Raw genomic sequence first — 26754 nt, forward strand, 5'->3', positions numbered from 1 at the left:
CTTGGCTGCTGAGCTGCATGTCGAGCTGGTCGCCGCGGACCGCAGCGTCTGGTCCGGCGAGGCCACCCTGGTCGTCGCGCGCACCACGTCCGGCGACATCGGCGTCATGCCCGGTCACCAGCCGCTTCTGGGTGTGCTGGAATCGGGCCCGGTGACCATCCGTACGAGCGACGGCGGCACTGTCGTCGCCGCCGTGCACGGTGGATTCATCTCGTTCGCGGACGACAAGCTGTCGCTGCTGGCCGAGATCGCCGAGCTTGCCGACGAGATCGACGTCCAGCGTGCCGAGCGCGCGCTGGAGCGGGCGAAGTCGGACACGGACGCCGCCGCCGAGCGGCGCGCGGACGTACGACTGCGTGCGGTGTCGGCGCACTAGTGGTGTGACCGGCAGTGTTCCCGGGAGGGGCGTCAGCGCCTCTCGGGGAGAAGTTTTTACTCAGCCGCGGCCCGAGCTGGAATCATCCAGACCGTGTCGCGGCTGAGGCGATGCGGGTGCGGTTCGTTTTCTGGTTACTCGACGATGCGAGGAGGTCGGTGGAGATGGTCCTCGCGTTGTGGGTGGGCGGAGTCGTCCTCGTACTGATCCTGGTGGGACTCTTCGTCTTCGGTCTGCGCCGGCGGCTCATCCAGCGCTCGGGCGGGACCTTCGACTGCAGTCTGCGCTGGGACGTGTCCACGGAACCCGACCCCACCGGCAAGGGCTGGGTCTACGGAGTCGCCCGCTACAGCGGCGACCGGGTCGACTGGTTCCGGGTGTTCTCCTACTCCCCGCGTCCGCGCCGCGCCCTGGAGCGCGGTGCCATCGAGGTGGTCGACCGCAGGCTTCCCGAGGGCGAGGAGGAGCTGGCGCTGCTCTCCGACTCCGTCGTGCTCGGCTGTCTCCTGCGGGGGATCCGTCTGGAGCTGGCGATGAGCGAGGACGCGCTGACGGGTTTCCTCGCGTGGCTGGAGGCGGCGCCGCCCGGCCAGCGGGTGAACGTGGCGTAGTGGGTACACCCGCGGGAGCCGTCCCGCGGTGAACGTTTCTCCGGGGCCGGCTGTCCCGGGCAGGGCCGGGTGATCGCTCCCCGGCCTTTTCTGTTTCCGGGCGCTGTTGCGGGGCGCTGTCCGGGGTGCTGTTCCGGGGGTGCTGTCGCGGGGCGCTGTCCCGGGGGCGGCCCGTCCGTAGGACGCCCGCAGTAGGACCCCCGCGTACCGCTTCCGCGTACCGCTTCCGTGCCGACCGCTTCCGTGCCGCACCGCCCCCGGGAACGACGAAAGACCGGGGAGACAGGGGGCGGACCTGTCTCCCCGGCGCTTTCGGGGGTGGTGCTCTTCAGGGCAGAAGCCCTGGGGGAGTGCTACTTGAGGTTGGTGCCCATCGCCTTCACGAGCTCACCGTTGGTGGTGTCGCCGCTGAACTCCCAGAAGAACGCGCCGCCCAGGCCCTGGTTCTTCGCCCATGCCATCTTCGAGGCGATGGTGGCCGGGGTGTCGTAGCTCCACCAGTTGGTGCCGCAGTGGGCGTAGGCCGTACCGGCGATGGTGCCGGTGGCCGGGCAACTGGTCTTCAGGACCTTGTAGTCCTCGATGCCCGCCTCGTAGGTGCCGGCCGCCGCACCGGTGGCGGTGCCGCCGGGCGCGTCCTGGGTGACGCCGGTCCAGCCGCGTCCGTAGAAGCCGATGCCGAGGAGCAGCTTGGACGCCGGGACGCCCTGGGCCTTGAGCTTGGCGATGGCGTCGGCGCTGGTGAAGCCGGCCGTCGGGATGCCGGTGTACGAGGTCAGCGGCGAGTGCGGGGCCGTCGGGCCGGTGTTCGCCCAGGCGCCGAAGAAGTCGTACGTCATGACGTTGTACCAGTTGAGATTCGCCGAGGCGCCCGCGTAGTCGGCCGCGTCGATCTTGCCGCCGGCGGAGCCGTCCGCCGTGATGGCGGCGGTGACCAGGGCGGAGGAACCGAACTTGCTGCGCAGCGCGGAGGTGAGGTTCTTCAGGGCCGCCGGGCCGCTGGTGTCACAGGTCAGACCGCAGCCGTTGGGGTACTCCCAGTCGATGTCGATGCCGTCGAAGACATCGGCCCAGCGCGGGTCCTCGACCAGGTTGTAGCAGGACTGGGCGAACGCGGCCGGGTTCTGCGCCGCCTGGGCGAAGCCGCCGGACCAGGTCCAGCCGCCGAAGGACCAGAGGACCTTGATGTTCGGGTACTTGGCCTTCAGCTTGCGGAGCTGGTTGAAGTTGCCGCGCAGCGGCTGGTCCCAGGTGTCGGCGACCCCGTCGACGGCCTGGTCCGCGGTGTACGCCTTGTCGTAGTCGGCGTAGGAGTCACCGATGGCGCACTGGCCGTTGGTGACGTTGCCGAAGGCGTAGTTGATGTGGGTGATCTGCTCGGCGGAGCCCGAGGTGACCAGGTTCTTCACGTGGTAGTTGCGGCCGTAGACGCCCCACTCGGTGAAGTAGCCGAGGTTGATCTTGCTGCCGGTGCCGGGGGTGCCGGGATCGGTCGTGCCGCCGCCGGTGGTCTTGACGCTCACGGCGCCGGAGACCGGGCCCGTCACGTCGGAGGTGTCGCGCGCCTGCACGGTGTACGAGTAGCTGGTGCCTGCGGTCAGCGCGCTGTCGGTGTACGTCGTGGTGGTGACGGTGGCGACCTTCGCGCCGTCGCGCAGCACGTCGTAGTTCTTGATGCCCGCGTCGTCGGTCGCGGCGGTCCAGGTGAGCTTCGCCGAGGTGTTGGTGATGGCGCTCGCGGTGGGGGTGCCGGGGGCGGACGGAGCGCTGTTGCCGGGCACGGTGGTGCCGCCGTCACAGGAGGCGCCGTTCAGCTTGCAGCTGCTGGGGGATCCGGTGCCCGCGCCGTTGAAGCCGAAGCTGATGCTCGCGCCGGCGGCGAGGGAGCCGTTCCAGCCGAGGTTCTTGGCGGTCCAGTGGGTGCCGGAGCTGGTGACGGTCGCGTCCCAGGCCGAGGTGACCGAGGTGCCGGAGGGGAAGTCCCACTCGATGGTCCACGAGGAGAGCGCCGTGGTGCCGGTGTTCTTCACCGTCCACTGGCCCTCGAAGCCGGTGCCCCAGTCGGTCTTCTTGACGTAGGTGGCGGTGGCCGAGGTGGCCGCCGACGCGGGAGTGGCGAGGCCGACCATCGCGGCGATCGGCAGCAACAGCGCGGAGAAGCCCGCTATCGCCTTGGTCCTGGCGCTTCTTCTGAGCGCCCAGCCGAATCTGGTCCGGCGTTCGGGGGTTGCGGTGCTCAACGGTGCTCCTCGGGTGAGGTCCGACAAACGGGGGGTGGTTCGTGGACTGCAGACCCTGCGCCGCCCTGAGTACGCTTTGTCATGCGCGCGCTCATCGCAGTGTGTTGCGGTGAGACTAGGAAGGTCTGGACCAATCGTCAAGAGGTCTGGACCATGGGAACTACTCGGTGGTAGTGGGTGTGATCACAGGCCCAACTCCCTTGCCAGTACCGCCGCCTGGGCGCGACTCCGCAGCTCCAGCTTGGCCAGAACCCTGCTGACGTGCGTCTTCGCCGTGGCCTCCGCCATCGAGAGCCGCTCCGCGATCTCCGCGTTGGAGAGGCCCGCCGCGAGGCATCCGAGCACTTCCCGTTCCCGCCGGGTGAGCGCCTCGACGGCGGCCCGGCCGGCCTCGTCGCCGCGTGGCGCGGAGGCCGTCGCCCCTGCGAACTCCGCGATCAGCCGGCGCGTCACCGCGGGGGCGATCAGCCCCTCGCCCCGGGCGACCGCGCGGACCGCCGCCAGCAGGTCGCGGGCCTCGATGTTCTTGAGCAGGAAGCCCGACGCCCCGGCCCGCAGCGCCCCGAAGACGTAACTGTCCAGGTCGAACGTGGTCAGCACCAGCACGTCGGCGGTTCCCTCGGCCACCACCCGCTCCGTCGCCGCCACCCCGTCCAGGCGCGGCATCGACAGATCCATCAGGACGACGTCGGGGCGCAGCTCCCGGGCGAGCCGTACCGCCTCCTCGCCGTCCTCCGCCTCGCCCGCCACCTCGATGTCCGGCGCGCTCCGCAGGATCAGCACCAGCCCCGCGCGAACGGCCGACTGGTCCTCGGCCACCAGTACTCGGATCGTCATCGGCTCATCGTCCCCTCTCCGTCCTTTCCGGGAGCGGGAGTTCGGCCCGCACCCGCCAGACCGCGGCGCCCTCCTCCTCCCGCTCCTCGCCCGCCCGGACCGTCCCGCCGAGCAGCTCGACCCGCTCCCGCATACCGATCAGCCCCGCACCCGAGCCGGGCGCCCGGGGGCCCGGCCGTTCCCCGTACACGCTGGTCACCTCCACCGTCAGGACGCGGCCCGGCCGGGCCAGCCGGACCCGCACGATGCCCGGGGCGGCGTGCTTGAGCGCGTTCGTCAGGGCCTCCTGGACGATGCGGTAGGCGGCCAGTTCGACCGGTGCGGGCAGTGTCCCGCCGCCGTCGCGCGCGTCCTCCAGTACGCATGTCAGGCCGCTGGAGGCCGCACGGGCACGGGACTGCTCGATCAGCGCGTCCAGGGCCGAGAGCCGGGGCGCGGCGCCCGGCACGTCCGGATCGCCGCCCCGGCGCAGGAGGCCGATCAGGCGGCGCATCTCGGCGAGTCCGTCGACGGAGTTCTCCCGGATGACCTCCAGCGCCTCGCGGGAGGTCTTCGGCTCGTCGATGGAGAGCGCGGCCGTGGAATGGATGGCGATGGCCGAGAGATGACCGGCGACCATGTCGTGCAGCTCGCGCGCCATCCGCGAACGCTCCGCGGCCACCGCCAGCTTCCGGTCCGTCTCGGCCAGCAGCGCGGTCTGTTCGGCCCGCAGCCGGGCCGCGTCGGCGGCGTCCCGGTGACCGCGCACACTGACACCGGTGATCGCCGGCACGAAGGAGACCAGCCCGGCCAGGACCCCCACCAGCACGGCTTCGGCCGGGGGCAGCCGCGTGAGCAGACCGAGCGTGAGCGCCACCGTGCACAGCAGCGACACCACCGGGATGCGCCGGGCCGCCGCCGGGGAGCCGTACACCACGGCCGCGTAGACCACGTCGGTGTACATCAGGACCGTGGCCACGTTCCCCGGGGTGAGCTGATCCGCGATCAGGAGCGGTGTCGCGAGGGCGAGCGCCGCCATGGGCCGGGTGCGCCGCAGCAGCTCCGCCCCCGCCATCGGGACCAGCGGTACGAGGGCGGTCCAGAGCGCGTCGAAGAGGCGGCCGCTCTGCATGTGCAGCCCCAGCAGCCCCAGCAGCAGGCCGCCCGACAGCCCGAGAACCGCGATCAGTACGTCATGGCGGTGCGGGCGCGCGACGGGATCCACCCCGCCATCCAACACGGACGGGAGGCTTCCGGGGACGCACTTCGGACGAGCCGCCCGGACCGCTTCACGCGCTCCTCTTCGCTCTCCCCGTCCCCGCTCCCCGGGGAGCGGCGGGCCGACTACATCGAAGGATGCAGCCGTAATTCCTCACCGGTGACGACGATCCGGGCCCGTCCGGGCGGGACCCTGGAAGGGACGTGGGAGGAGCAGACCGTGATCGTCACGCTGATCGTCATCTGCGAGATCGCCTTCTGGGCGCTGCTGGCCACCGGACTCGCCCTGCGTTACGCGGCCCGCAGGCCACGCCTCGGCGCCGCGGTCCTGCTGTGCGAACCACTGCTCGAAGTGGTCCTGCTCGTGGTGACGGCGATCGACCTGAAGAACGGCGCCGACCCCGACTGGAAGCACGGACTGGCCGCCGTCTACATCGGGTTCACCCTGGGACTCGGCCGCTCGACCATCCGATGGGTCGACGCACGGCTCGCCCACCGGTACGCCGGCGGACCGAAGCCGGTGAAGCCGCCGAAGTACGGGTGGGCCCGCGCCGCCCACGAGTGGCGCGTCGCCGCCCGCTGGACCCTGGCGGCGGGTACCGCCATCGCCCTGCTCCAGGCGGCCGTCTGGTACGTCGGCGGCGACGGGAACACCGACCCGCTGCGGGCGTGGCAGCTGCGGATGGTCTGGGTGATCGGGATCAACCTGGTCGTCGCCGGGTCCTACACGGTGTTCCCCAAGCGGGCACCGGCGAATAGCCGTCCGCCGGGCGAACGACGGCGAATCTCTGACTCAGGTCACTAGCGGTCCCCGCCCGGCACCCAGAGCACGTCCCCGACCTCCTTGTTCGCCGTCCTCGCCAGGATGAACAGCAGGTCGGAGAGGCGGTTGAGATACGTCGCCGTCAGCGGGTTCATCACCTCGCCGTGCACCTCCAGTGCCGCCCACGTGGAGCGCTCCGCGCGCCGGACCACCGTGCACGCCTGGTGGAGCAGCGCCGCACCCGGCGTACCACCCGGAAGGATGAAGCTCCGCAGCTTCTCCAGGTCCTCCAGGAAGTGGTCGCAGTCGGCCTCCAGCTTGTCGACGTAACTCTGCTCCACCCGCAGCGGCGGGTACTTCGGGTTCTCCACCACCGGCGTCGACAGGTCGGCGCCCACGTCGAAGAGGTCGTTCTGCACCCGGACGAGGACCTTCACCACGTCTTCGGAGAGCTGCCCGAGCGCCACCGCCGTCCCGATGACCGCGTTGGCCTCGTTGGCGTCCGCGTACGCCGAGATCCGCAGATCGGTCTTGGCGGTACGGCTCATGTCGCCGAGGGCGGTCGTGCCCTTGTCGCCGGTACGGGTGTAGATGCGCGTCAGATTGACCATGTGACCAGGCTATGCGGAGCCGAGGGTGCTCAGGCGTGTTCCTCGCGTGGCCGTGGTCACGCGGCAACTGCCCCCGGAGCGCCACCGCCTGACGCCGGGCGGTGTGATGTCCGTCATGTGAGACGTGACGCGCATCTCTAAGCGGTCACACCGCCCCTCACGGGTACTAATCTCCGCCGAGGAGCACATGCAGGACAGTCGGAGAGAGTGCGTCAGAAACTGCCGCACGGGTGACAAGACCAAAGGGGTGTGACGTGGCCGGGAAGCTCGCCGTCATCGGGGCCGGACTCATGGGGTCCGGTATCGCACAGGTCTCCGCCCAGGCCGGCTGGGACGTCGTGCTGAGGGACGTCACCGACCAGGCACTCAGCCGTGGGCTCGACTCGGTGAAGGCGTCGTACGAGAGGTTCGTCGCGAAGGGCAGGCTGACGGCGGACGACGCCGAGGCCGCGCTCGCCCGCATCACCACGACCACCGACCTGGACGCCGTCACCGACGTCGACGTCGTGGTCGAGGCCGTGTTCGAGAAGCTGGAGGTCAAGCACGAGATCTTCCGCACCCTCGACAAGGTCGTGCGGGAGGACACCGTCCTCGCCTCCAACACCTCCGCCATCCCGATCACCAAGATCGCGGCCGTGACGGAGCGCCCGGAGCGGGTGGTCGGGGTGCACTTCTTCTCGCCGGTGCCGATGATGCAGCTCTGCGAACTCGTCCGGGGCTACAAGACGAGCGACGAAACCCTGGCCACGGCACGGCAGTTCGCCGAGTCGGTCGGCAAGACCTGCATCGTCGTCAACCGGGACGTGGCGGGGTTCGTCACCACCCGTCTCATCTCCGCGCTCGTGGTCGAGGCCGCGAAGCTCTACGAGTCGGGCGTCGCCACCGCCGAGGACATCGACACCGCCTGCAAGCTCGGCTTCGGCCACGCCATGGGGCCCCTCGCGACCGCCGACCTGACCGGCGTCGACATCCTCCTGCACGCGACGTCCAACATCTACACGGAGTCGCAGGACGAGAAGTTCGCCGCCCCGGAGCTGATGCGCCGGATGGTCGACGCGGGTGACATCGGCCGCAAGAGCGGGCAGGGCTTCTACACCTACTGAGCACCACCCCGGTCCCCCCGGGGGTCCTCGCGCCGCGCGCCGCGCCGTCGCCCGGGCCCCGGGGCGCCCGGGCCACGCGGGGCCGGACCTGTCCGGCCCAGGGGAAGCCGCACCGGAAACGGTGCGGGACCAGCGGACCGACATCACCCCACAGGGTGAATTCGGTATCGGTTCGCTTACAGGCGGCAACTTCCCCGCTCCAGCCACAGTCAGTTGTGGCAGGAGCGGGGCGGCCACACGGACTCTTGTACGAAGCGACACCGGGGAGCGCATATGCACATCAGGGGCGACCACGCCGAGCTGGTCGTCGGGGGCCGCCTCGACGTCCGAAGCGCGGCGGACGCCCGTACGGCTCTGCACGCCGCCGTCGACGACGGTGTCGGCGACCTCGTGCTCGACCTGACCGAGCTGGACTCCTGGGACGCCACCGGGCTCGGCGTCATCATGGGAGTGCACCGCAGGGCGGGCCGTGCCGGACGCCGCCTGGTGCTGCGCGGGGTACCCCCGCAGATGCAGCGCCTGCTGGTGGCGACCCGGCTGCACCGCATCCTGGCCATCGAGGGCGGGATCGCCGCCGAGTCGCTGCCGCGCGTCTGACGGGACGCCGGCCGTCCGACGGCCGGTGCCGGGGGACGGAGACCGGGCGGGGTCGTCGGGATCCTCGCCGCGGCGGATCCTGCGGGGCGGATCTGCGGGGCGGATCCTGCGGGGCGGATCCGGTGGGGCATGACCGCCTGCCGAACCGGGCAATACACATGAGACCGTGACGTCCCGGGCCACGTCCACCCCCGCCGACGCGACGGAGCGGACGACGGATTAGGGTTCGGCCGTCCGCCGATCGACCGAACCCACGGGCGGACACCACGAGCAACAGCGGTACGTGCGCGCCGGACGGGCAGCAGCGCGACGCGTCTGGGGGACTTGGACGATGAATCCGACACCACGGGACCCGGAGCAGTACGGCGGTCGCGACACCGACGGGAACGGCGAGGCGCCCGCCCGGCGCAGGCCGTCCCGTGACGTCCTGCCGACCGAACTCGTGCCCCAGACCGGGGCCAAGGCCCGCGTCGTGCGCCTCATATCCGGCGACCTCCTGATCACGGTCAACCCCGTGGACGGCAGCGAGGCCGAACCCTGCCCGCCCGGCGTACGGCCGGCCGCACCGCAGAAGCGCACCGCCGAGGACCGCGCCGCCCGCGAGCGGGCCGCGGAACCCCCCGTACCGCCGGGCCCGCCCGCCCCGCAGCTGCCGCTGCTGGAGCGTCAGGAAGAGCGCGGACGGCTCGTACGGCTCCTCACCCGGGGCCGCTCCGTCCGCCTCAGCGGCCCGTCCGGCTCCGGCCGCACGGCCCTGCTGGACGCCGTCGCCGCCGACTGCGCGGAGCTCGCGCCCGACGGTGTCGTCCGGCTCTCCGGCCACCGGCGTACCGCCCCCGACCTGCTCCAGGCGCTCTACGAGACCGTGTACGACGCCCCGCTGTACCGGCCGGGACACGACGAACTGCTGACCGCCCTCTCCGGGATCGGCGCGGTCGTCGTCGTGGACGACCTGGAGATCGAAGGCGCCGCCCTGGACGAACTCCTCGACGCCACACCCGAGTGCGCCTTCCTCTTCGGTACGACCCCCGACGTCGCCGCCGAGGCCGAACTCGACGAGGTCTCCCTCGCCGGACTGAGCCGCGCCGCCGCGACCGACCTGCTCGGCCGGGTGGCCGGACGGCCGCTCACCGACGAGGAGGCGAACTGGTCGGGCGACCTCTGGTTCGAGTCCGAGGGGCTGCCGCTCCGGTTCGTCCAGGCGGGCGCCCTGCTGCGCCAGCGCGACCAGCTCCGGGAGATCCCGGAGGACTTCGACGAGTACGGAGCCTTCGAGGAACGCCCCGCCGGGGCTCCGCCCGTCCCTCTCGTCCCGGTCCCCGGCGACGACGTGCCGCTGCCCAGCATCGGCGAGGCCGCCGCGCCCGCCCTGCTGCTCGCCTCCCGCCTCAGCGAGGCCGCCCGCGAAGCCCTGCGGTTCGCCGTGGCGCTCGGCGGTGAAGTACCGCACCAGGCGCACCTTCCGGCGCTGATCGGGCACACCCACGCCGATGCCGCGCTCGGCGAGCTCGCCGGCTGCGGGCTCCTCTCACCGGCCGGCTCCCGCTACCGGCTGGCCGCCGGGGCGCAGACCCAGCTTGAGCTGGGCGGCTACGCCGAGGACGCCGAGGGCCGCGCCCGTACCGCGGCGGACCACTACGCCTGGTGGGCCAAGCACCCCTCGGTCACCCCGGCCCGCGCGGTCGCCGAGGCCGACGCCGTCCTCGCGGCGATGGCCGCCCTGCTCCCCGGCGGCCCGGAGGCGGCCCCGGCCGTCGTCCGGCTCGCCCGGAGCGCCGGACCCGCCTTCGCCGCCGCCCTGCAGTGGGGTGCCTGGGAGAAGACTCTGAGGGTCGGTCAGGAGGCGTCCCGGCTGGCCGGCGAGGTCGCCGAAGAGGCGTACTTCCACCATGAGTTGGGCGTCCTCGCGCTCTGCGCCGGGCACCTGGACCGGGCGCGGGCCGAGCTGGAGGCGTCGATCGGGCTGCGCGGCGCGCTCGCCGACCGGTCCGGCACGGTCGCCGGCCGCCGCGCGCTCGCCCTCGTCACGGACCTGTCCGGCGTCCTGCCGTCCGGGCCCGTACCGGCCGCGCTCCTGCCCGGGACGGGCGGGGACACCGCCGCGGGCGGGTGGGGCGACCACGCCGTGACGGAGATCCTGCCGGCCCTGCCCCCGCTGCCCGCCCTGCCCCGGCAGACGCTGGTGGTGGAAGAGCCGCACACGGTGGTCACGCACGCGGCCCCGGGCAAGGGCGGACGCCCGGCCGGAGTGAAGGCCGTGGGCCGGACCGTCGTCGCGGGGGCCCGGCGCAACCTGGTGGCCGTGGGCGCGGGAGCGCTGCTCGTCGCGGTGCTCGGTACCGTCGTGACGCTCGGCGCCACCGCGGGCAGCGAGGACACGGGCAACCGGAGTGTCACCCCGGGGCACTCGGCCGAGGACGGCGACCAGGAGAGCACGGTCCCGGACGAGGACACCCCGGCCCAGGACGACGGCACGGGCGGCTCCGCACCGAGCGGCAGCGCCTCCGCCCCGCCCGGCCCGTCCGGTACGCCCACCCCGGACAGCACCGGCACCCCCACCCCCGGCAGCAGCGGTACGGCGCAGAGCCCGTCCCCGGGCGCGACCTCGCCCACCGCGGGCGACACCGACAGCTCGGTGCCGACCCCGCCGGCCGGCGGCTCCGCCTCGACCCAGCCCTCGGGCTCGGGCTCGGGCTCGGCGAGCTCCACCCCGACCGCCCCGGCAACCGGGGACGGCAGCGAGTCACCCTCCACGGCGCCCTCGGACACACCGACCGGCCCGACTCCCGGGACCGGGGACAGCGGTGGGGACGGGGACGGGCCCGGGACCGGTGAGGGCGGCGACGCCACGGCCACCGCGTCCGGTACCGCCGAGGCGAGTCCCTGGGGAAGCCCGTCCACCGCGACGGTCACGCCGACCGGAGCGTGAAGGCGGGGGCGCGTGCGGGCGGGGGCGCGTGCGGGCGGGTCGACGCCTGCACCGCCCCGTCCGGAACCTGAGACATCGATTTCCGGACGACATGGCGTTTTCCGGACAGTCAACGCCGCCCGAAACATCGATAACCGGACGGCTTGTCGATCAAGCCGTCCGGTCGTCCGTGCCCGGTGCGGGCCGGCGGAAAGTCAGAACAGACGCAGTTTGTCGTCCTCGATGCCGCGCATCGCGTCGTAGTCCAGGACCACGCAGCCGATCTTGCGGTCGGTGGCGAGAACCCGCGCCTGCGGCTTGATCTCCTGCGCCGCGAAGACTCCGCGCACCGGCGCCAGGTGGGGATCGCGGTTGAGCAGTTCCAGATAACGGGTGAGCTGTTCCACGCCGTCGATGTCACCGCGCCGCTTGAGCTCCACGGCCACGGTCGCACCCTCGGAGTCCCGGCAGAGGATGTCCACGGGGCCGATGGCGGTGGGGTATTCGCGGCGGATCAGGGTGTAGCCCTCGCCCAGGATCTCGATCCGGTCGGCGAGCAGCTCCTGGAGGTGCGCCTCCACACCGTCCTTGATCAGGCCCGGATCGACACCGAGCTCGTGCGAGGAGTCGTGAAGGATCTCCTCCATCGTGATGATCAGCTTTTCGCCTGCCTTGTTCACCACGGTCCAGACGCCCTGATCGTCGCCGGAGCCCTCCTTCAAGGTGCACGGCGGGGACATCCAGTTGAGCGGTTTGTACGCCCGGTCGTCGGCGTGGATCGAGACGCTGCCGTCCGCCTTCACCAGGATCAGACGGGGAGCGGAGGGCAGGTGGGCGGTGAGCCGGCCCGCGTAGTCGACGGAGCAACGGGCGATGACGAGACGCATGGTCGGCAACGCTACTCGACAACGGGCGGTCGGCGCGATTCGCACCTCCTGAGCCACTCCAGCACCTGTGGGAGCGCACAGGGTCTTGCCCCTCTTTGCTCGGGTTCGTTGTTGGCCGGTTGTGTTCCCAATCTCCTGGTGCGACCAGGACCGCGCCCTTACCGTGGATGCAGGAGGTCGCCGGGTGTGCACGCTGCGTCGCCGTCCTTCTGCCGTGCCCGTAAGGCCCCGGTCACCCGCCGGGGTCGCGAGAGGAGAACCCATGTCGCTCGACGTCTCACCGGCCCTCTTGGAACAGGCCGAGCGAGGCGAGGTCGACGAAGCCGACTTCGTCGACTGCGTCCGGACCTCCCTGCCCTACGCATGGGAGATGATCAGCTCACTGGTGGCCCAGCTGAAGGTGGACGGCGGACAGTTCGCCGACAACCAGACGCCGCCGCCCAACGAGCAGGCACGTGGTCAGCTGCTGCGCGCGCTCGCGAGTGACGCGATACGCGGAGCCCTGCAGCGGCACTTCGGAGTGCGACTGGCATTCCAGAACTGCCACCGTGTCGCGGTCTTCCCGCTCGACCCGTCGGTCGACGACCGGCTGGCCAAGTTCACTTCGGTGAGAGGCCAGTTGCTCAACCAGTCGCCCGAACTCCGGGACTGCTGACCATCTCCGCCGCCGCTCCGGGCCGGGTTCGGCGCCCCTGGGAGAAGGTCCCGCCCCGGAGCGGCGGCGTCCCGTGCCCCCGCACCGACAGGTCCTCGCCGCGCCCCTCACACCAGCAGCGGCAGCACCTCGGTGCCCAGCCGGCGCAGGTTCTCCTCCGTCGCCGCGAGGTCGCCGGACCCCTCGGAGAGGAGCGCGAAGCGGGTGATGCCCGTGCGTTCGGCCGTGGCCGCGAGCCGGTCGGCGGCGAGCCGGGGCGGCCCCACCGGGTGCAGCCCGCAGAGCAGTTCGGTGTACTCCACGGGGTCGCGCATCGCGCGGTACCGGCCGTCGACGGTCACATGCTTGCCCAGGCCGTCCCGCAGCCACTCCGGCATCGCCTTCACCAGCGTCTGTACGGCGTCCTCCTGACAGTCCCCGATCTGGGCCACGCCCGCCGAGACGTGTCCGGCCGCCGCGACGACCTCCGGCGGATGACCGGCCTCCCGGGCGCTGCGCCGCCACAACGCGACCATCTCCGCCTTCTCCTCGTCACCGCAGTGCATCCCGAGCAGCATCGGCAGGGCCTTCTCCGCGGCCAGCCGCACCGTCTTCGGCGAGGTGCACGCCACGATCACCTCCGGGCCGGGCTTCGGCGCCCCGTCCGCGTCGAGGAGTTCGTCCGCGCGCGGCACCACCGTCACCTCGCGGAAGGGATAGCGGCTGCCGCGCCCGGCCACCCGGGGCTCGCGCAGCCAGTCGAGCAGCAGGTCCAGGGATTCGGGGAAGCCGCTGTCGTACGCCTCCAGGCCGGCGCCGAAGACCTCCAGGTCCACCCACGGCCCGCCCCGGCCCACGCCGAGGCTGAACCGGCCGCCGGTCGTCAGGTGGAGCAGCGCCGCCTGTTCGCCGAGCGCGACGGGGTGCTGGGTCGGCAGCACGCTCACCGCCGTGCCGACCCGGATCCTGCGGGTGCGGCCGAGCAGCAGCGCGGCCAGGGTCACGGCCGAGGGGCAGACCCCGTACGGCACGAAATGGTGCTCCGCCAGCCACACGGAGTCGAGCCCCGACTCCTCCGCCACCTCGGCGGACCGGATCGCCCGGTGCAGGGCCTCGCCCTGTCCCTGACCCGGGAACTGTGCTGCCAGTACGAACGTTCCCACGCGCATCGCCTTCTGCCTCCTTGCGGCCGACGCGGTTTTCCCCTAGTGGCATCAACGCCTGACACGTGCCAAAGGCACGGGCCACGGGAGAAATTGTTGCGATTTTCCGGTAACCACCTCCGGTGCCCGCGTCCGGGCCGGCCATGCACGGGTGCTCCCGCGCCCCGCACGGGTGCTCGTACGGCCCATGCGGCCCCACTCGGTCCGCACAGGGTCCGCGCGCGACCCCCGCACACCGCGCGCGACCCCTCGGCCCGCTGGCTCTAGGCTTGACGGAAGTCCCTGTCCCCGCACACCCCCGTGAGGTGTCCCGTGTCCCCGCGCCGCAACCGCCCCAAGGGCGGCGAGAGCCCGTCCACCGATGCGAGCGTGACGGGGGACCGGTACGGCGGCGGCTCGGCCACCGAGGAGTGGCAGGGCGAGGAGTGGTCGGTGCGCCCGGTGGCCGGTGCGAGCGCGCAGGGCAAGCGCTACCGCTGCCCCGGCTGCGACCAGGAGATCCCCTCCGGCGTACCGCATCTGGTGGCGTGGCCCGAGTACGGCGGCATCGACGACCGGCGCCACTGGCACAAGGCGTGCTGGAACGCGAAGGACCGCCGCACCACGCGGGTGCAGCGGTCCCGGAACGCCCCGCGCCACTGACTCCCGGGGAGTGCGTGGCGGCGGCGCGTCAGACGTCGCGGCGGTTCAGCGCCAGGTGGGCGGCGCCGAACACGACGGCGGTCAGCAGGAACATGATCGCCACCGAGTCCCAGCCGGTCGGTCCGGAGCCGGAGACCGAGGAATCGTAGAGCGCCGCGATCTGGCTGGGGAGGGAGTACTCGAAGAGGAACTCCCGGAGCCGGTTCAGCTGCTCCACGGCCATGAACAGGGCCAGTACCAGCGGCAGCAGCACCACCCCGATCATGATGGTGATCGCCCCCGCCGAGTGCCGGACGATCGTGCCGACGCCGAGCGAGAGCAGCCCCAGCAGCCCGGTGTAGAGCCCCACCCCCACCGTGGCCCGCAGCCAGTCGGCGCCCGAGGCGGCGGAGCCCCCGCCGAGGACGGCCGTCTGGAGCATGGCGACGACGGTCGTCGTCACCGTGGTGAGGACGAAGACCAGCAGGAAGAAGACGACCGCCTTCGCCGTCAGTACCCGGCTCCGGCTCGGGCACGCCGTCAGCGTCGTACGGATCATGCCGGTGCCGAACTCCGACGCGATGGTCAGCACGCCGAGCGTGATCACGCAGATCGAGCCGAGCAGCACCCCGAAGAAGCCGAGGCTCAGCACGTCCGAGTCACCGTCGTCGAAGCCGGAGTCGCTCGCCGCGCTCACCCCGAAGGCGACGAGCATGCCGATACCCATCAGCAGCGCGACCATGACGCCGAGCGTCCACATCGTGGAGCGCACCGAGCGGATCTTCGTCCACTCGGAGGCCAGCGCGTCGCCGAAGGTGGCCGGGCGGACCGGGATCGGCGAGACGTAGTAGCTGAGCTGCGGAATCCCGCCGGGGGGAGTCGGCCCCTGGACGGCCGGACCCGGCTCGGGCTGCGGGTGGGCCTGGGGGAGCGGCGGTGTGGCCGGCGTCGTCATCGGGGGTCCTCGCTGGTCTTCTGCTCGGCGGCGGGCGCCGCCGGCGCGGGCTCGGCCTGTACGGATGCGGCGGCGGCCGGGGCGGGAGAGGCCGGGGCGGGCACGGCCTGTACGGATGCGGCGGCGGGTGCCGCTGCCGGACCGGAGGCGTACGGGTTCTGGCCGGGCGGCGCCGGCGCGTACCACTGCTGCGCCCACCCCTGCGACTGCTGTCCGTACGCGGCGGCGCCCTGGTCGGGCTGCGGGACCGTGTACGGGGACGTGGGCGGCCGGAGCCCCGCCTTCGCGTCATCCGTCGAACGGTAGTCCACGACGTGCTGCGTCATCCGCATGTACGCCTCCTCCAGGGACGCCTGGTGCGGCGACAGCTCCCACAGCCGCACCTGAGCCCCGTGGGCGAGGTCGCTGATCCTCGGCAGCGGCAGCCCGGTCACCCGCAGCGCCCCGTCCGGCTCGGAGAGCACCCGCCCGCCCGCCTCCGCCAACGCGGCGGACAGCTTCTCGCGGGGCTCCGGGGCGTCCTCGGCCACCCTGATCCGCGCGAAGTCCGCGGAGTTGACGGAGATGAACTCCTTGACGCTCATGTCGGAGAGGAGCCTGCCCCGCCCGATGACGATCAGATGGTCGGCCGTCAGCGCCATCTCGCTCATCAGGTGGCTGGAGACGAAGACCGTACGGCCCTCGGCCGCCAGCGCCTTCATCAGATTACGGACCCAGAGGATGCCCTCCGGGTCGAGACCGTTGACCGGCTCGTCGAAGAGCAGCACCTGCGGATCGCCCAGCAGCGCCGCGGCGATGCCGAGCCGCTGCCCCATCCCCAGCGAGAAGCCCCCGGAACGCCGGCCGGCCACCTCCCGCAGACCCACCACGCCGAGCACCTCGTCGACCCGCGCGGCCGGGATGCCCGCGAGCTGGGCCAGCGACAGCAGGTGGTTGCGGGCGCTGCGTCCGCCGTGCACCGCCTTCGCGTCCAGCAGCGCGCCCACCTGGCGCGGCGCGTTCGGCAGGCTCGGGTAGGGGTGACCGCCGATCGTCACGTGGCCGGCGGTCGGCCGGTCGAGTCCGAGCATCATCCGCATGGTGGTGGACTTGCCCGACCCGTTCGGTCCGAGGAAGCCCGTGACCATCCCCGGCCTGATCCGGAAGGAGAGGTCCTCCACGGCCGTCTGTGCGCCGTAACGCTTGGTCAGGCCGACTGCCTCGATCATTCCCAGCCCCATCGACTCATCCGTCGTCGGGGCCCGGCCCGCTCGGCCGCACACCCCCGTATGAGTGAGGAGGATAACCAGGCCCGGACGGTTCCGGCGAAGGCGCCGTCGATGCACGCCACTCCGGGGGCGATCCGAACGAAAGGCCCTACGCGTCCCGCTCCCGGAGCACGAGGTAGCCGCCCACCAGCGCCGCGACCACCCAGATCGCCATGATGCCGAGCCCGGCCCACGGCCCGTACGGCGCCTTGTCGCTGCCCATGGCGTCCGGCACCACCTGCATGATCTTGGAGCCCGCCTGGTCCGGGAAGTAGCGGGCCACCGTCTTGGCGCCCGGGACCGAGGAGAGGATCTGCGAGACGAGGAAGAAGAACGGCATCAGGATGCCCAGCGAGAGCATCGAGCTCCGCAGCATCGCGGCCACGCCCATCGAGAAGACCGCGATGAGCCCCATGTAGAGACCGCCGCCGACCACCGCGCGCAGCACGTTGTCCGCGCCGAGGTCCGTGCCGTGGTCACCGAGGAGCGCCTGCCCCAGGAGGAAGGTGACGAAGCTGGTGATCAGCCCGACGACCAGGGCCAGCACCCCGGCCACGGCGATCTTGCTGAAGAGGAGCGTGCCGCGCCGGGGCACGGCCGCCAGGGAGGTGCGGATCATCCCCGAGCTGTACTCCGTACCGACCACCAGCACGCCGAAGACGACCATCGCGAGCTGACCGAGGATCATCCCGGAGAAGCTGACGAAGGTCGGGTCGAAGGTGGCGCGCTCGGCGGCGTCGAGGTCGTCGAACCGCGACTTGAACAGCGCGCTCAGGGCGGCCCCCATGGCCACCGTGACGACGAACGCCGAGATGAGCGTCCAGGTGGTGGAGGAGACCGTACGGATCTTCGTCCACTCGGAGGTCAGGACCGCGGGCACCGATGCCATCGGTCACACCCCCTTGCCGTCGGTACGGGTACCGGCGCCGCCGGCGGGATCGTTCCAGCCGGCACCCCAGCTCCCGGCGGCCCGACCGGGCCCGCCGGCCGCCGCCGGGGGAACTGCGACCCCGCCGGCCCGGCCGTCGGCGTCGCCGTGCGCGTGATACTCCACCGAACCCGCCGTCATCTGCATGAACGCCTCCTCCAACGAGGCCCTTTGCGGGCTCAGTTCGTGGAGGACGAGCTGATGGCGGGCGGCCAGCTCACCGAGCTGCTCGCTGGTCGCGCCGTCGACCTCCAGGGTGCCGTTCCCCGCCTCCACGGGGGTGAAGCCCCCGGCGGCGAGCACGTCGCGCAGCCGCTCCTGCTCGGGGGAGCGCAGCCGGACGAAACTCCGTGAGTTCTGGTGGATGAAGTCGGCCATCGAGGTGTCGGCGAGCAGCCGCCCCTGGCCGATCACGATCAGATGGTCCGCCGTCAGCGCCATCTCGCTCATCAGGTGCGAGGAGACGAAGATCGTCCGGCCCTCGGCGGCGAGCGAGCGCATCAGGTTGCGGATCCAGTGGATGCCCTCGGGGTCGAGACCGTTCACCGGCTCGTCGAACATCAGGATCTGCGGATCGCCCAGCAGCGCCGACGCGATCCCGAGCCGCTGGCCCATGCCGAGGGAGAAGCCCTTCGACTTCTTCTTCGCCACCGCGCTCAGCCCGACGGTGTCCAGCACCTCCGCGACCCGTGACGAGGGGATGCGGTTGCTCTGGGCCAGACAGAGCAGATTGTTGTACGCGCTCCGGCCCCCGTGCATCGACTTGGCGTCGAGCAGCGCCCCGATGTACTTCAGCGGCTCGTCCAGCTCCCGGTACCGCCGGCCGTCGATGCGCACCGAACCGCTGGTCGGGTTGTCCAGATCGAGCATCATCCGCATCGTGGTGGACTTGCCCGCGCCGTTCGGGCCGAGGAACCCGGTGACCATCCCCGGTCTGATCCGGCAGGACAAGGCGTCGACGGCGACCTTCTGGCCGTAGCGCTTGGTCAGTCCTTCGAGCTCGATCATGCGTTCACGCTAGAACGGCCGCGCGCCCGGCGCCACCACAAGGGCGGAACCGGGCGCACGGAGGTGGGCCGGAGGCGTGAGAGGGCGTCAGCGGGTCTGCTGGGCCGGGACACCACGCGTGGCGGGCTCGTCGTCCACCGGGGACGAGGCGGCGGCCACGGCCGCGCCGGTCAGCGTCGCCAGCATCTCGCGGACGTTGGTCAGCTGGGCGTTGATCGAGTCGCGGCGGTTGGTGAGCGCCGCCAGCTCGCGCTCCGACTCGCTGCGGATGCGGTCGGCCTTGGCGTTCGCGTCGGCCACGATGTCCTCGGACTGGCGCTGCGCGGTCTCCACCGTCTGGCGGGCCCGGCGCTCGGCGTCCGTACGGAGCTTCTCGGCCTCCAGGCGGAGCTGCTCCGCGCGGTGCTCGATCTCCGCCAGACGCTTCTCGGCCTTGGCCTGACGGGACGCGAGGTCGCGCTCCGACTGGTCGCGGCGCTTCGCCAGGTTGGTCTCGAAGTCCGCGGCGGCCTGGGCGGCCTTGGCGCGGGTCTCCTCGAAGAGGGCGTCCGCCTCCTCGCGCTTCTGCTGCGCGTCCTTCTGCGCCTCGGTGCGCAGCGTGGTCGCCTCGCCCTTGGCCTTGTCGACGATGCGGACCCCGTCGTCCTCCGCCTTCGCCTTCCGCTCGGCGGCGAAGTTCTCCGCGTCGTTGCGCACCTGCTGGGCGGCCGACTCGGCCAGCTCGCGGTGCTGCTCGGCGGCGCGGCGGGCCTCTTCACGCAGGTCCTTGGCCTCCTCCTCGGCGAGGCGGAGGATCTTCTCGACGCGGGCACCGAGGCCGGCGTACGAGGGCTCGGCGTCGCTCACCTGGGCCTGGGCGTTCTGCGTTTCGAGGTGGAGCTCCTCGATGCGCTTCTCCAGGGAGGTGATGCGCGCCAGCGCACTGTCACGGTCGGCGACGAGCTTGGTGATGCGGTCGTCCACCTGACCGCGGTCGTAACCACGTCGCACGAGCTCGAAGCCGAAGGGGGAAGAGGGGTCGCTCATGGGTTTCCTGTCGAATGAGACCGGTGAGGTGATAGAGGGAATCCTAGGGGCCAAAGCGGCGTGTCAGCGTGGAGATACCAGTTTGATCTGGAGAATGACACCTCTTTCGGGTGGCCGGCCCGTGGAGCGATGATCACTCCCCGGTACGTCGGAATCACTGTCCGGGCGTGAGCGCCCGGCCCGACTCTCTCCTCCCGCGACCGTCCCGTCACCCCCGCCGTGTGCCGTCGGGGGACGCCGGGGGTACGCCCCCTCAGCTCTCCGTCGGCTTGCCGCCCGCCCGGGTGCCCGCGCCCGCGGCGGCCTTGATGCCGGCCCCGAGGGTGCCTCCGCCGGAGGTCTTCCCGCCCCCTGTCGGAACCTCGAAAGACTCCAACGCCTCCAGCACGTCCTGGACACGGGAGATCTCCGTATTGATGTCCGCGCGCCTGCGCACCAGGACGTCGAGCTCGCGCTGTCCCTCGTCCACCGTACGCTTCGCCTCGGCCGCGGCCTCGGCCCGCAGCTTCTCGGCCTCGCGGATGAGCTCGGCCTTCTTGGCCTCCGCCTCCTTGAGCAGGGACTCCGCGCGCTTGACCGCCGCGATACGGACCTTGCCGGCCTCCGAATTCGCGTCCGACAGCAGCTCCTTGGCCTTCTTCTCGGCCTCGTCGCGCTGCTCGGTCGCCACCTTCATCAGATGGTCGACCCGCTCGCCGGCCGTCTTCATCTGCTCGGAGGTCTCCCGGCGGGCCCGCTCGTGCAGCTCCTCGACCTCGGCCTCCGTGCGGGCGCGGTGCTCCTCCGCGCGCTCCCGGGTGGCGGTGGCGTCGCGCCGCGCGCCGACCAGCAGCTCGTCGGCGTCCGTACGCGCCCGCTCCACCAGGGTGTTGCCCTCCACGGTGGCCTCCGAGGTGATCCGGACGGCCTCCTTGCGGGCGGCGTCGACCATGGTGTCGGCCTGCGCCTCCGACTCGGTGGCCGTCCGCAGTGCCTCCTCGCGCGCCTTGTTGATCAGCTGGTCGGCCTGCTCGGCCGCGTCCGTCCGGCGCTTGGCCGCCGCCTGGCGCGCCTCGTCCAGCACGCGCTCGGCCTCCTTGCGGGCGTCGCCCCGCAGCTTCTCGGCCGCCTCCTCCGCGTCTCCCCGCAGCTTCTCGGCCGCCTCCTCCGCGTCGGACCGCACCTTCGCGGCCTCCTCGCGGGTACGGTCCGCGTGCTCCTGCGCCGAGGCGACCGTCTTCGCAGCCTCCGTCCGCCGCCGCTCGGCCTCCTTGGTGGCCTCGCCGACGAGCTGGTTCGACGAGTCGGTCGCCTCCTGGCAGATGCGCTCGCCCTCGGCCGTCGCCTCCGCGACCAGCCGGTCGGCCTGCGCCGCAGCGTCCGACCGCATGCGGTTGGCGTCCTCGCGGGCCTCCGCACGCGACCTCGACGCGTCGCGCTCGGCGGAGGCGAGGGCGTCCGACGCCTCGGTACGCACCCGCTGGCTGTACTCCGCGGCCTCCGTGCGCAGCCGCTCGGCCTCCGCGATGGCGTCGGTGACGGTCCGTTCGGCGAGCGCCTTCGCAGCGTCCGACTCCTCGGCCGCGACCTGACGGATGCGGTTGGCGTCCTCCCCGGCCCGTTCCCGCTCGGCGGCGGCGTCGGCGCGCAGCCGGTCCGCCTCCTCCTGGGCCTCGTTCCGCGTCCGGGTGGCCTCCTGCTCGGCGGCCGTGCGCTGCGCGGTGATCTCCGTCTCGGCCTGCTCGTGCAGCCCGGCGACCGCGTCGCGCACCTGCTGGGCGGTCTGCTCGGCGGCGGTGACCATCTCCGCCGACCGGCTCTCCGCCTCCCCGACGAGCCGCTGCGCCTCGGCCTGCGCCTCCTCGACCCGCGTACGGGCGGACGCGAGGAGCTCCTCGCTCTGCTCCCGGGCCCGCTCGCGCTCCTGACCGGCCTCGGACCGTGCGGCCTCCAGGGTCTCCTCGGCCGTGCGGCGGCGCCGGTTGGCCTCCTCCTGGGCGGCCTCCAGCGCCTCCGCCGCCTCGGCCGCGACGCGCTCGGCGGCGGCAGCCGCCTCGGCCCGCACCCGGTCGGCCGTCTCCTGCGCCTCGGACTTGAGGCGCTCCGCCTCGGCGGCCGCCTCGCCGCGCAGCCGTACGGCAACGGTCTCGCCCTCCGCACGCGACTGCGCCGCGTCGGCCGCGGCCTCGTCGCGCAGCCGCTGCGCCTCCGCCTCGGCCTGCTCCTGGAGGGTGCGCAGCCGCTCGGCGGCCTCGCCGCGCAGCCGCTCGGACTCCTCGGCCGTCTCGCGGCGGATCCGCTCCGCCTCCGTACGGGCCGTGCCGAGGGCCTCCTCGGCGTTGGCGACCCGGGTCTCGGCGTCGGTGCGCAGCCGGTCCAGCTCCGCCGCCGCTTCCTCGGCGCGGGCCGCGACCTGGCGCTCGGTCTCGGCGCGGAGCCCGGCGGCGGCCTCCTCGGCCGCCGTCTTCGTGGACTCCGCCTGCTCCTCGGCCTCGGCGCGCAGGGTCTCGGCCTCGGCGCGCGCGCTCTCCAGCGACTCCTCGGCCTGCTTGCGCAGGGCGGTGGCGCGCTCGCCGGCCTCGGTACGGACCCGCTCGCTCTCGGCGGTCGCGGAGGCACGCTGCTCCTCGGCGTCCGTCCTCGCCTTGGTCAGCAGCTCCTCGGCGGTGCGGGCACCCTCCTCGATCTGCTGGACGGCCTCCCGGCGGGCCTCGCCCCGGATGCGCTCGCCCTCGGCGACCGCCTCGGAACGCAGCTGCTCGGCCTCGCCGCGCAGCCGCCGGGCCTCCTCCTGGAGCTCGACCGTCTTGGCCCGGTACTCCTTGGTGCCCTCCTCGGCGGCGCCCTTGAGCTGGTCGGCCTGCTCGGCGGCCTCACCGCGCAGCCGGTCCGCCTCCGCCTCCGCCTCGCGGCGGATGCGCTCGGCCTCCTCGGCCGCGGCGCGGGTGGTGGACGACGCGTCCTCGGACGCCTTGGTCAGCACCTCCTCGGCGCTGCGGGCGGCCTTGGCCAGCTGGGCGGCGGTGTCCTCGGCAGCCGCCGTACGCGCCTTCTCGGCCGCTTCCGCGAGGAGCCGCTCGGCCTCGGCGCGGGCGTCGGCGAGCGACTGCTCGGCCTCTTCCTTCAGCGTCTCGGCGTTCTTGGTGGCCTCGCCGACGAGGCGGGCGATCTCCGACTTGGCGGTGCGGGTGCGCTGTTCGTTCTGCGACTCGGCGCCGGCCAGCGTCTTCGACGCGGACTCCTTGGCCTCGGAGAGCAGCTTCTCCGCCTCCAGCCGCGCCTCGCGCAGCCGGGTCGCGGCCTCCTGGGCCTGCTGCTCGGCGGTGCGCTGGAGCTCGGTGGCCTGCCGACGGGCCCGGTCGGCCTCGGCGGTGGTGGTGGACCGCAGGTTCTCGGCGTGCTGGGTGGCCTCCTGCGCCTGGCCGGCGGCGGTGCTCAGCATCCGCTCGGCGTCCCGGCGGGCGCGCAGCAGGATCGCCTCGGCCTCGGCGCGGGAGGTCTCGGCCTCGGCGCCGAGCCGCTGGCGGGTCTCCTCGGCGACCCGGGCGGCCTCGCCACGGGCGGCGTTGACGGACTGCTCGGCCTCGGCGCGCGACTCCTCCATGAGCCGGCGGGCCTGGGACTCCGTACGGGCGCGCAACTGCTCGGCCCAGGCGACGTTCTCGTTGACGTGGGCCTCGACGGTCTGCCGGCGCTCGGCCAGCTCCTGGTCGAGGCGCTGGCGGCGCTGGACCGCCTCGTTGTGGAGTTCGGCCTGGAGCCGGGCCTGGTGCTCGGCGTGCTCCTGGAGGATGCGCTGGGTCTGCGCCCGGGCGTCGCGGAGCTCGCGTTCGGCGTCGGCGCGCAGCTGCTCGGCCTGGGCCTGGGCGTCGCGGAGCACTTGCTCGGCCTGGTATCCCAGGTCCGCGCCGCCGTAGGCGGGACGCGTCGCGAGACTGCGCCGCGCCTCGTGCAGCTTGGCGCGCAAGACCTCGACCTGGTAACCGAGGTCCTCGGCGTGCTGGACGGCCTTCTCCCGGTCGGTCTTCAGCCGGTCCATCTCGGCTTCGAACCGCGAGAGGTGGTCGTCTTCAGCTCGGTGGCTCTCCTGGCGTTCGTAGCCCCGCACTGCGCGGTCCCATCCGTCCCCTGGTCGCAACTCTCCACACAGGACCGCCCGCCGGCGAGCGGTCCCCCGGGGAATGGTGACAGACAAACGACAGGGACGTGATGACGGCCCCGACCCGGCCCCGGCCCGGAACGGCCCACTCTACCGGGCCGGGTATCCGGCGGTCAGTGCTCCGTCCGGGACGTGACCAGTTCGGTGAGCACCCCGTGGCAGTCCTTCGGGTGGAGGAAGGTGATCCGGGAGCCCATGGAGCCGGTGCGGGGCTCGTCGTAGAGGACCCGTACCCCCTTCTCGCGGATGTCCGAGGAGTCCTGGTCGACGTCCTCGGTGCCGAAGGCGATGTGGTGGACGCCCTCGCCGTTCTTCGCCAGCCACTTGCCGACGGCCGAGTCGGGCCGGGTCGGCTCCAGCAGCTGGAGGTAGGAGGCGCCGCCGTCGGAGGTGCCGTTGATCCTCAGCATGGCCTCGCGTACGCCCTGCTCCTCGTTGACCTCGGAGTGGTGGACTTCGAAGCCGTACGTGGAGCGGTAGAACTCCACCGTCTTGTCGAGGTCGAAGCAGGCGATCCCGATGTGGTCGATTCGCGTCAGCATGGGACCAGTGCAGCGCCCGGGAGGAGGATTCGCAAGGTGCGCGCGATCACACACGCTGCCGGATGACGCGCGGTGGGGCGCTCAGTACATTCAAGTCAACCCTCGTTAACACCCTCACCTCTTAGGGGCCGTGCCCATGTCAGGAACGACAGGTACCACCACCTCAGTGATCGTCGCGGGCGCCCGTACGCCCATGGGCCGGCTGCTCGGCTCCCTGAAGAGCTTCTCCGGCGCGGACCTCGGAGGCTTCGCCATCAAGGCGGCGCTGGACCGGGCCGGCATCGGCGGCGACCAGGTCGAGTACGTGATCATGGGCCAGGTGCTCCAGGCCGGCGCGGGCCAGATCCCGGCCCGGCAGGCGGCCGTCAAGGCGGGCATCCCGATGAACGTCCCCGCGCTCACCGTCAACAAGGTGTGCCTCTCCGGGCTCGACGCCATCGCCCTGGCGGACCAGCTGATCCGCGCCGGCGAGTTCGACGTGGTGGTGGCCGGCGGCCAGGAGTCGATGACCAACGCCCCGCACCTGCTGCCGAAGTCCCGCGAGGGATACAAGTACGGCGCGATCGAGATGCTCGACGCGATGGCGTACGACGGTCTGACCGACGCCTTCGAGAACATCGCGATGGGGGAGTCGACCGAGAAGCACAACACCCGTCTGGGCCTGGAGCGCGCCGAGCAGGACGCGGTCGCCGCCCTCTCCCACCAGCGGGCCGCCGCCGCCCGTAAGAACGGTCTCTTCGAGGCCGAGATCACCCCGGTCGAGATCCCGCAGCGCAAGGGCGATCCGGTGCTCTTCTCCGAGGACGAGGGCATCCGCCCCGAGACGACCGCCGAGTCGCTCGGCAGGCTCCGCCCCGCGTTCGCCAAGGACGGCACGATCACCGCCGGTTCCTCCTCGCAGATCTCGGACGGCGCCGCCGCGGTCGTGGTGATGAGCAAGGCGAAGGCCCAGGAGCTGGGGCTCGACTGGCTCGCCGAGATCGGCGCCCACGGCAATGTGGCCGGCCCGGACAACTCGCTCCAGTCCCAGCCGTCCAACGCCATCCGGCACGCCCTGAAGAAGGACGGGCTCACCGTCGGCGACCTGGACCTGGTGGAGATCAACGAGGCGTTCGCGGCGGTCGCCGTGCAGTCCATGAAGGACCTCGGCATCACCTCGGAGAAGGTCAACGTCAACGGTGGCGCCATCGCGCTCGGTCACCCCATCGGGATGTCCGGCGCCCGCGTGGTGCTGCACCTGGCGCTGGAGCTGAAGCGGCGCGGCGGCGGGACCGGTGCGGCGGCGCTCTGCGGCGGCGGCGGTCAGGGCGACGCGCTGATCATCCGCGTACCGGGCAAGTAGCAGGGGTAGCCCACGGGCGGCACGGTACGCGCGGTGAGAAGGAACGGAGCGGTGATGGTGGACGTCCCCACCCTGGTCGAACAGGCACGGCAGGGCAGGCCCCGCGCCGTCGCCCGGCTCATCTCGCTGGTGGAGGGGGCCTCGCCGCAGCTGCGCGAGGTGATGGCCGCACTCGCCCCGCTGGCGGGGCACGCGTACGTCGTCGGGCTGACCGGTTCGCCGGGGGTCGGCAAGTCCACCTCCACCTCGGCGCTGGTCGCCGCGTACCGGAAGGCCGGGAAGCGGGTCGGGGTGCTCGCGGTCGACCCGTCGTCGCCGTTCTCCGGCGGGGCGCTCCTCGGCGACCGGGTGCGGATGGCGGACCACGCCTCCGACCCCGGCGTCTACATCCGGTCCATGGCGACCCGGGGCCATCTGGGCGGCCTCGCCCGTTCGGCGCCGCAGGCCGTCCGGGTGCTGGACGCGGCCGGGTGCGACGTGGTGCTGGTGGAGACGGTCGGGGTGGGCCAGTCCGAGGTGGAGATCGCCTCGCAGGCCGACACCTCGGTGGTGATGCTCGCGCCGGGCATGGGCGACGGCATCCAGGCGGCGAAGGCCGGAATCCTGGAGATCGGCGACGTGTACGTGGTCAACAAGGCGGACCGGGACGGCGCGGACGCCACCGCCCGGGAGCTGAACCACATGCTCGGCCTCGGGGAGTCCAGGGGCCCGGACGACTGGCGGCCCCCGATCGTGAAGACCGTGGCCGCCCGGGGCGAGGGTGTCGACGAGCTCGTCGAGGCGCTGGAGAAGCACCGGGCGTGGATGGAGGAGCACGGGGTGCTGGCGGCCCGGCGCACCGCGCGGGCGGCCCGGGAAGTGGAGACGATCGCGGTGACGGCCCTGCGCGAGCGGATCGCCGACCTGCACGGCGACCGCCGGCTCGAAGCGCTGGCGGAGCGCATCGTGGCGGGCCGGCTCGACCCGTACGGCGCGGCCGACGAACTGGTCGCGGGGGTCACCTCGGCAGCGCCCTGAGCG

Annotated in this window: 23 protein-coding genes; 10 read left to right on the plus strand and 13 right to left on the minus strand. The window is 72.5% G+C overall.

Going from position 1 to position 26754, the window contains the following annotated elements; translation table 11 throughout:
- Position 1 precedes the first annotated feature (1 nt).
- Together ACWCWD_RS10755 and ACWCWD_RS10760 are read left to right on the plus strand one after the other, a co-directional pair.
- Positions 2 to 376: a F0F1 ATP synthase subunit epsilon gene (locus tag ACWCWD_RS10755; protein WP_266709153.1), complete on the plus strand. Its 375-nt coding sequence runs from the start codon at positions 2 to 4 to the stop codon at positions 374 to 376.
- Positions 377 to 540: 164 nt separating this feature from the next.
- Positions 541 to 987, plus strand: coding sequence for a DUF2550 domain-containing protein (locus ACWCWD_RS10760; protein ID WP_387365983.1), 447 nt, complete (start codon positions 541 to 543; stop codon positions 985 to 987).
- 353 nt (positions 988 to 1340) lie between these two features.
- Here ACWCWD_RS10760 and ACWCWD_RS10765 read toward each other — a convergent pair whose 3' ends face one another.
- From ACWCWD_RS10765 to ACWCWD_RS10775, 3 genes are all read right to left on the minus strand, one after another.
- Positions 1341 to 3227: a glycosyl hydrolase family 18 protein gene (locus ACWCWD_RS10765; RefSeq protein ID WP_450771825.1), complete on the minus strand. Its 1887-nt coding sequence runs from the start codon at positions 3225 to 3227 to the stop codon at positions 1341 to 1343.
- 183 nt (positions 3228 to 3410) lie between these two features.
- Complete coding sequence (locus ACWCWD_RS10770) at positions 3411 to 4064, minus strand: response regulator (RefSeq protein WP_450771827.1); 654 nt, start codon at positions 4062 to 4064, stop codon at positions 3411 to 3413.
- A 4-nt stretch (positions 4065 to 4068) separates the two neighbouring features.
- Entirely contained in the window at positions 4069 to 5268 is a 1200-nt protein-coding gene (locus ACWCWD_RS10775; protein WP_450771829.1) for a sensor histidine kinase, read from the minus strand.
- A 213-nt stretch (positions 5269 to 5481) separates the two neighbouring features.
- Here ACWCWD_RS10775 and ACWCWD_RS10780 point away from each other — a divergent pair, with 213 nt between their 5' ends.
- Positions 5482 to 6066 carry a hypothetical protein gene (locus ACWCWD_RS10780; protein WP_450771831.1) on the plus strand — a complete coding sequence of 195 codons (585 nt, stop codon included), beginning with the start codon at positions 5482 to 5484 and terminating at the stop codon, positions 6064 to 6066.
- Here the strand turns inward: ACWCWD_RS10780 and ACWCWD_RS10785 are convergent.
- The gene (locus ACWCWD_RS10785; RefSeq protein WP_450771832.1) at positions 6063 to 6635 is read right to left on the minus strand and encodes a cob(I)yrinic acid a,c-diamide adenosyltransferase; all 573 of its coding nucleotides are present in this window, start codon (positions 6633 to 6635) and stop codon (positions 6063 to 6065) included. The two genes, ACWCWD_RS10780 and ACWCWD_RS10785, sit on opposite strands and share 4 nt — an antisense overlap.
- A gap of 254 nt (positions 6636 to 6889) precedes the next feature.
- Between ACWCWD_RS10785 and ACWCWD_RS10790 the strand changes: the two genes are divergently transcribed.
- The 3 genes from ACWCWD_RS10790 to ACWCWD_RS10800 all read left to right on the plus strand — a co-directional run bounded on the left by ACWCWD_RS10790 (position 6890) and on the right by ACWCWD_RS10800 (position 11264).
- Positions 6890 to 7738 carry a 3-hydroxyacyl-CoA dehydrogenase family protein gene (locus ACWCWD_RS10790; RefSeq protein ID WP_327178005.1) on the plus strand — a complete coding sequence of 283 codons (849 nt, stop codon included), beginning with the start codon at positions 6890 to 6892 and terminating at the stop codon, positions 7736 to 7738.
- Between the two features lie 273 nt (positions 7739 to 8011).
- Positions 8012 to 8335 (plus strand): STAS domain-containing protein, encoded by a 324-nt coding sequence (locus ACWCWD_RS10795; protein WP_328719394.1) that lies wholly within the window; start codon positions 8012 to 8014, stop codon positions 8333 to 8335.
- A 331-nt stretch (positions 8336 to 8666) separates the two neighbouring features.
- Positions 8667 to 11264, plus strand: a complete 2598-nt coding sequence (locus ACWCWD_RS10800; RefSeq protein ID WP_450771835.1) for an ATP-binding protein — start codon at positions 8667 to 8669, stop codon at positions 11262 to 11264.
- A gap of 194 nt (positions 11265 to 11458) precedes the next feature.
- Here the strand turns inward: ACWCWD_RS10800 and nucS are convergent, their stop codons facing one another.
- Positions 11459 to 12130: an endonuclease NucS gene (gene nucS, locus ACWCWD_RS10805; protein ID WP_450771836.1), complete on the minus strand. Its 672-nt coding sequence runs from the start codon at positions 12128 to 12130 to the stop codon at positions 11459 to 11461.
- A gap of 262 nt (positions 12131 to 12392) precedes the next feature.
- Between nucS and ACWCWD_RS10810 the strand changes: the two genes are divergently transcribed.
- Entirely contained in the window at positions 12393 to 12785 is a 393-nt protein-coding gene (locus ACWCWD_RS10810) for an SCO5389 family protein (protein ID WP_266709169.1), read from the plus strand.
- A gap of 107 nt (positions 12786 to 12892) precedes the next feature.
- Here the strand turns inward: ACWCWD_RS10810 and ACWCWD_RS10815 are convergent, their stop codons facing one another.
- The gene (locus ACWCWD_RS10815; RefSeq protein WP_450771838.1) at positions 12893 to 13933 is read right to left on the minus strand and encodes an LLM class flavin-dependent oxidoreductase; all 1041 of its coding nucleotides are present in this window, start codon (positions 13931 to 13933) and stop codon (positions 12893 to 12895) included.
- Between the two features lie 306 nt (positions 13934 to 14239).
- Here ACWCWD_RS10815 and ACWCWD_RS10820 point away from each other — a divergent pair, with 306 nt between their 5' ends.
- The gene (locus tag ACWCWD_RS10820; protein ID WP_450771840.1) at positions 14240 to 14569 is read left to right on the plus strand and encodes an ATP/GTP-binding protein; all 330 of its coding nucleotides are present in this window, start codon (positions 14240 to 14242) and stop codon (positions 14567 to 14569) included.
- 28 nt (positions 14570 to 14597) lie between these two features.
- Here the strand turns inward: ACWCWD_RS10820 and ACWCWD_RS10825 are convergent, their stop codons facing one another.
- The 7 genes from ACWCWD_RS10825 to mce all read right to left on the minus strand — a co-directional run bounded on the left by ACWCWD_RS10825 (position 14598) and on the right by mce (position 24392).
- Positions 14598 to 15503, minus strand: a complete 906-nt coding sequence (locus ACWCWD_RS10825; RefSeq protein WP_450771842.1) for an ABC transporter permease subunit — start codon at positions 15501 to 15503, stop codon at positions 14598 to 14600.
- Complete coding sequence (locus ACWCWD_RS10830; RefSeq protein ID WP_450771843.1) at positions 15500 to 16711, minus strand: ABC transporter ATP-binding protein; 1212 nt, start codon at positions 16709 to 16711, stop codon at positions 15500 to 15502. The genes ACWCWD_RS10825 and ACWCWD_RS10830 overlap by 4 nt, the downstream gene beginning before the upstream one ends.
- A 148-nt stretch (positions 16712 to 16859) precedes the next feature.
- Entirely contained in the window at positions 16860 to 17639 is a 780-nt protein-coding gene (locus ACWCWD_RS10835) for an ABC transporter permease (protein WP_450771844.1), read from the minus strand.
- A 3-nt stretch (positions 17640 to 17642) separates the two neighbouring features.
- Entirely contained in the window at positions 17643 to 18686 is a 1044-nt protein-coding gene (locus ACWCWD_RS10840; RefSeq protein ID WP_450771846.1) for an ATP-binding cassette domain-containing protein, read from the minus strand.
- Between the two features lie 87 nt (positions 18687 to 18773).
- Entirely contained in the window at positions 18774 to 19712 is a 939-nt protein-coding gene (locus ACWCWD_RS10845) for a coiled-coil domain-containing protein (RefSeq protein WP_266709183.1), read from the minus strand.
- Between the two features lie 253 nt (positions 19713 to 19965).
- Positions 19966 to 23799, minus strand: coding sequence for a polarized growth protein Scy (gene scy / locus ACWCWD_RS10850; RefSeq protein ID WP_450771847.1), 3834 nt, complete (start codon positions 23797 to 23799; stop codon positions 19966 to 19968).
- Positions 23800 to 23963: 164 nt separating this feature from the next.
- On the minus strand, positions 23964 to 24392 hold the full coding sequence (gene mce / locus ACWCWD_RS10855; protein WP_450771849.1) for a methylmalonyl-CoA epimerase: 429 nt from the start codon (positions 24390 to 24392) through the stop codon (positions 23964 to 23966).
- Between the two features lie 136 nt (positions 24393 to 24528).
- On the opposite strand from mce, the gene ACWCWD_RS10860 reads away from it, so the two are divergent.
- Both ACWCWD_RS10860 and meaB read left to right on the plus strand, forming a co-directional pair.
- The gene (locus ACWCWD_RS10860) at positions 24529 to 25734 is read left to right on the plus strand and encodes an acetyl-CoA C-acetyltransferase (protein WP_450771851.1); all 1206 of its coding nucleotides are present in this window, start codon (positions 24529 to 24531) and stop codon (positions 25732 to 25734) included.
- Between the two features lie 54 nt (positions 25735 to 25788).
- Entirely contained in the window at positions 25789 to 26751 is a 963-nt protein-coding gene (gene meaB / locus ACWCWD_RS10865; protein ID WP_450771939.1) for a methylmalonyl Co-A mutase-associated GTPase MeaB, read from the plus strand.
- Positions 26752 to 26754: the final 3 nt, after the last annotated feature.

It is taken from the genome of Streptomyces sp. NPDC001493 (assembly GCF_053597235.1).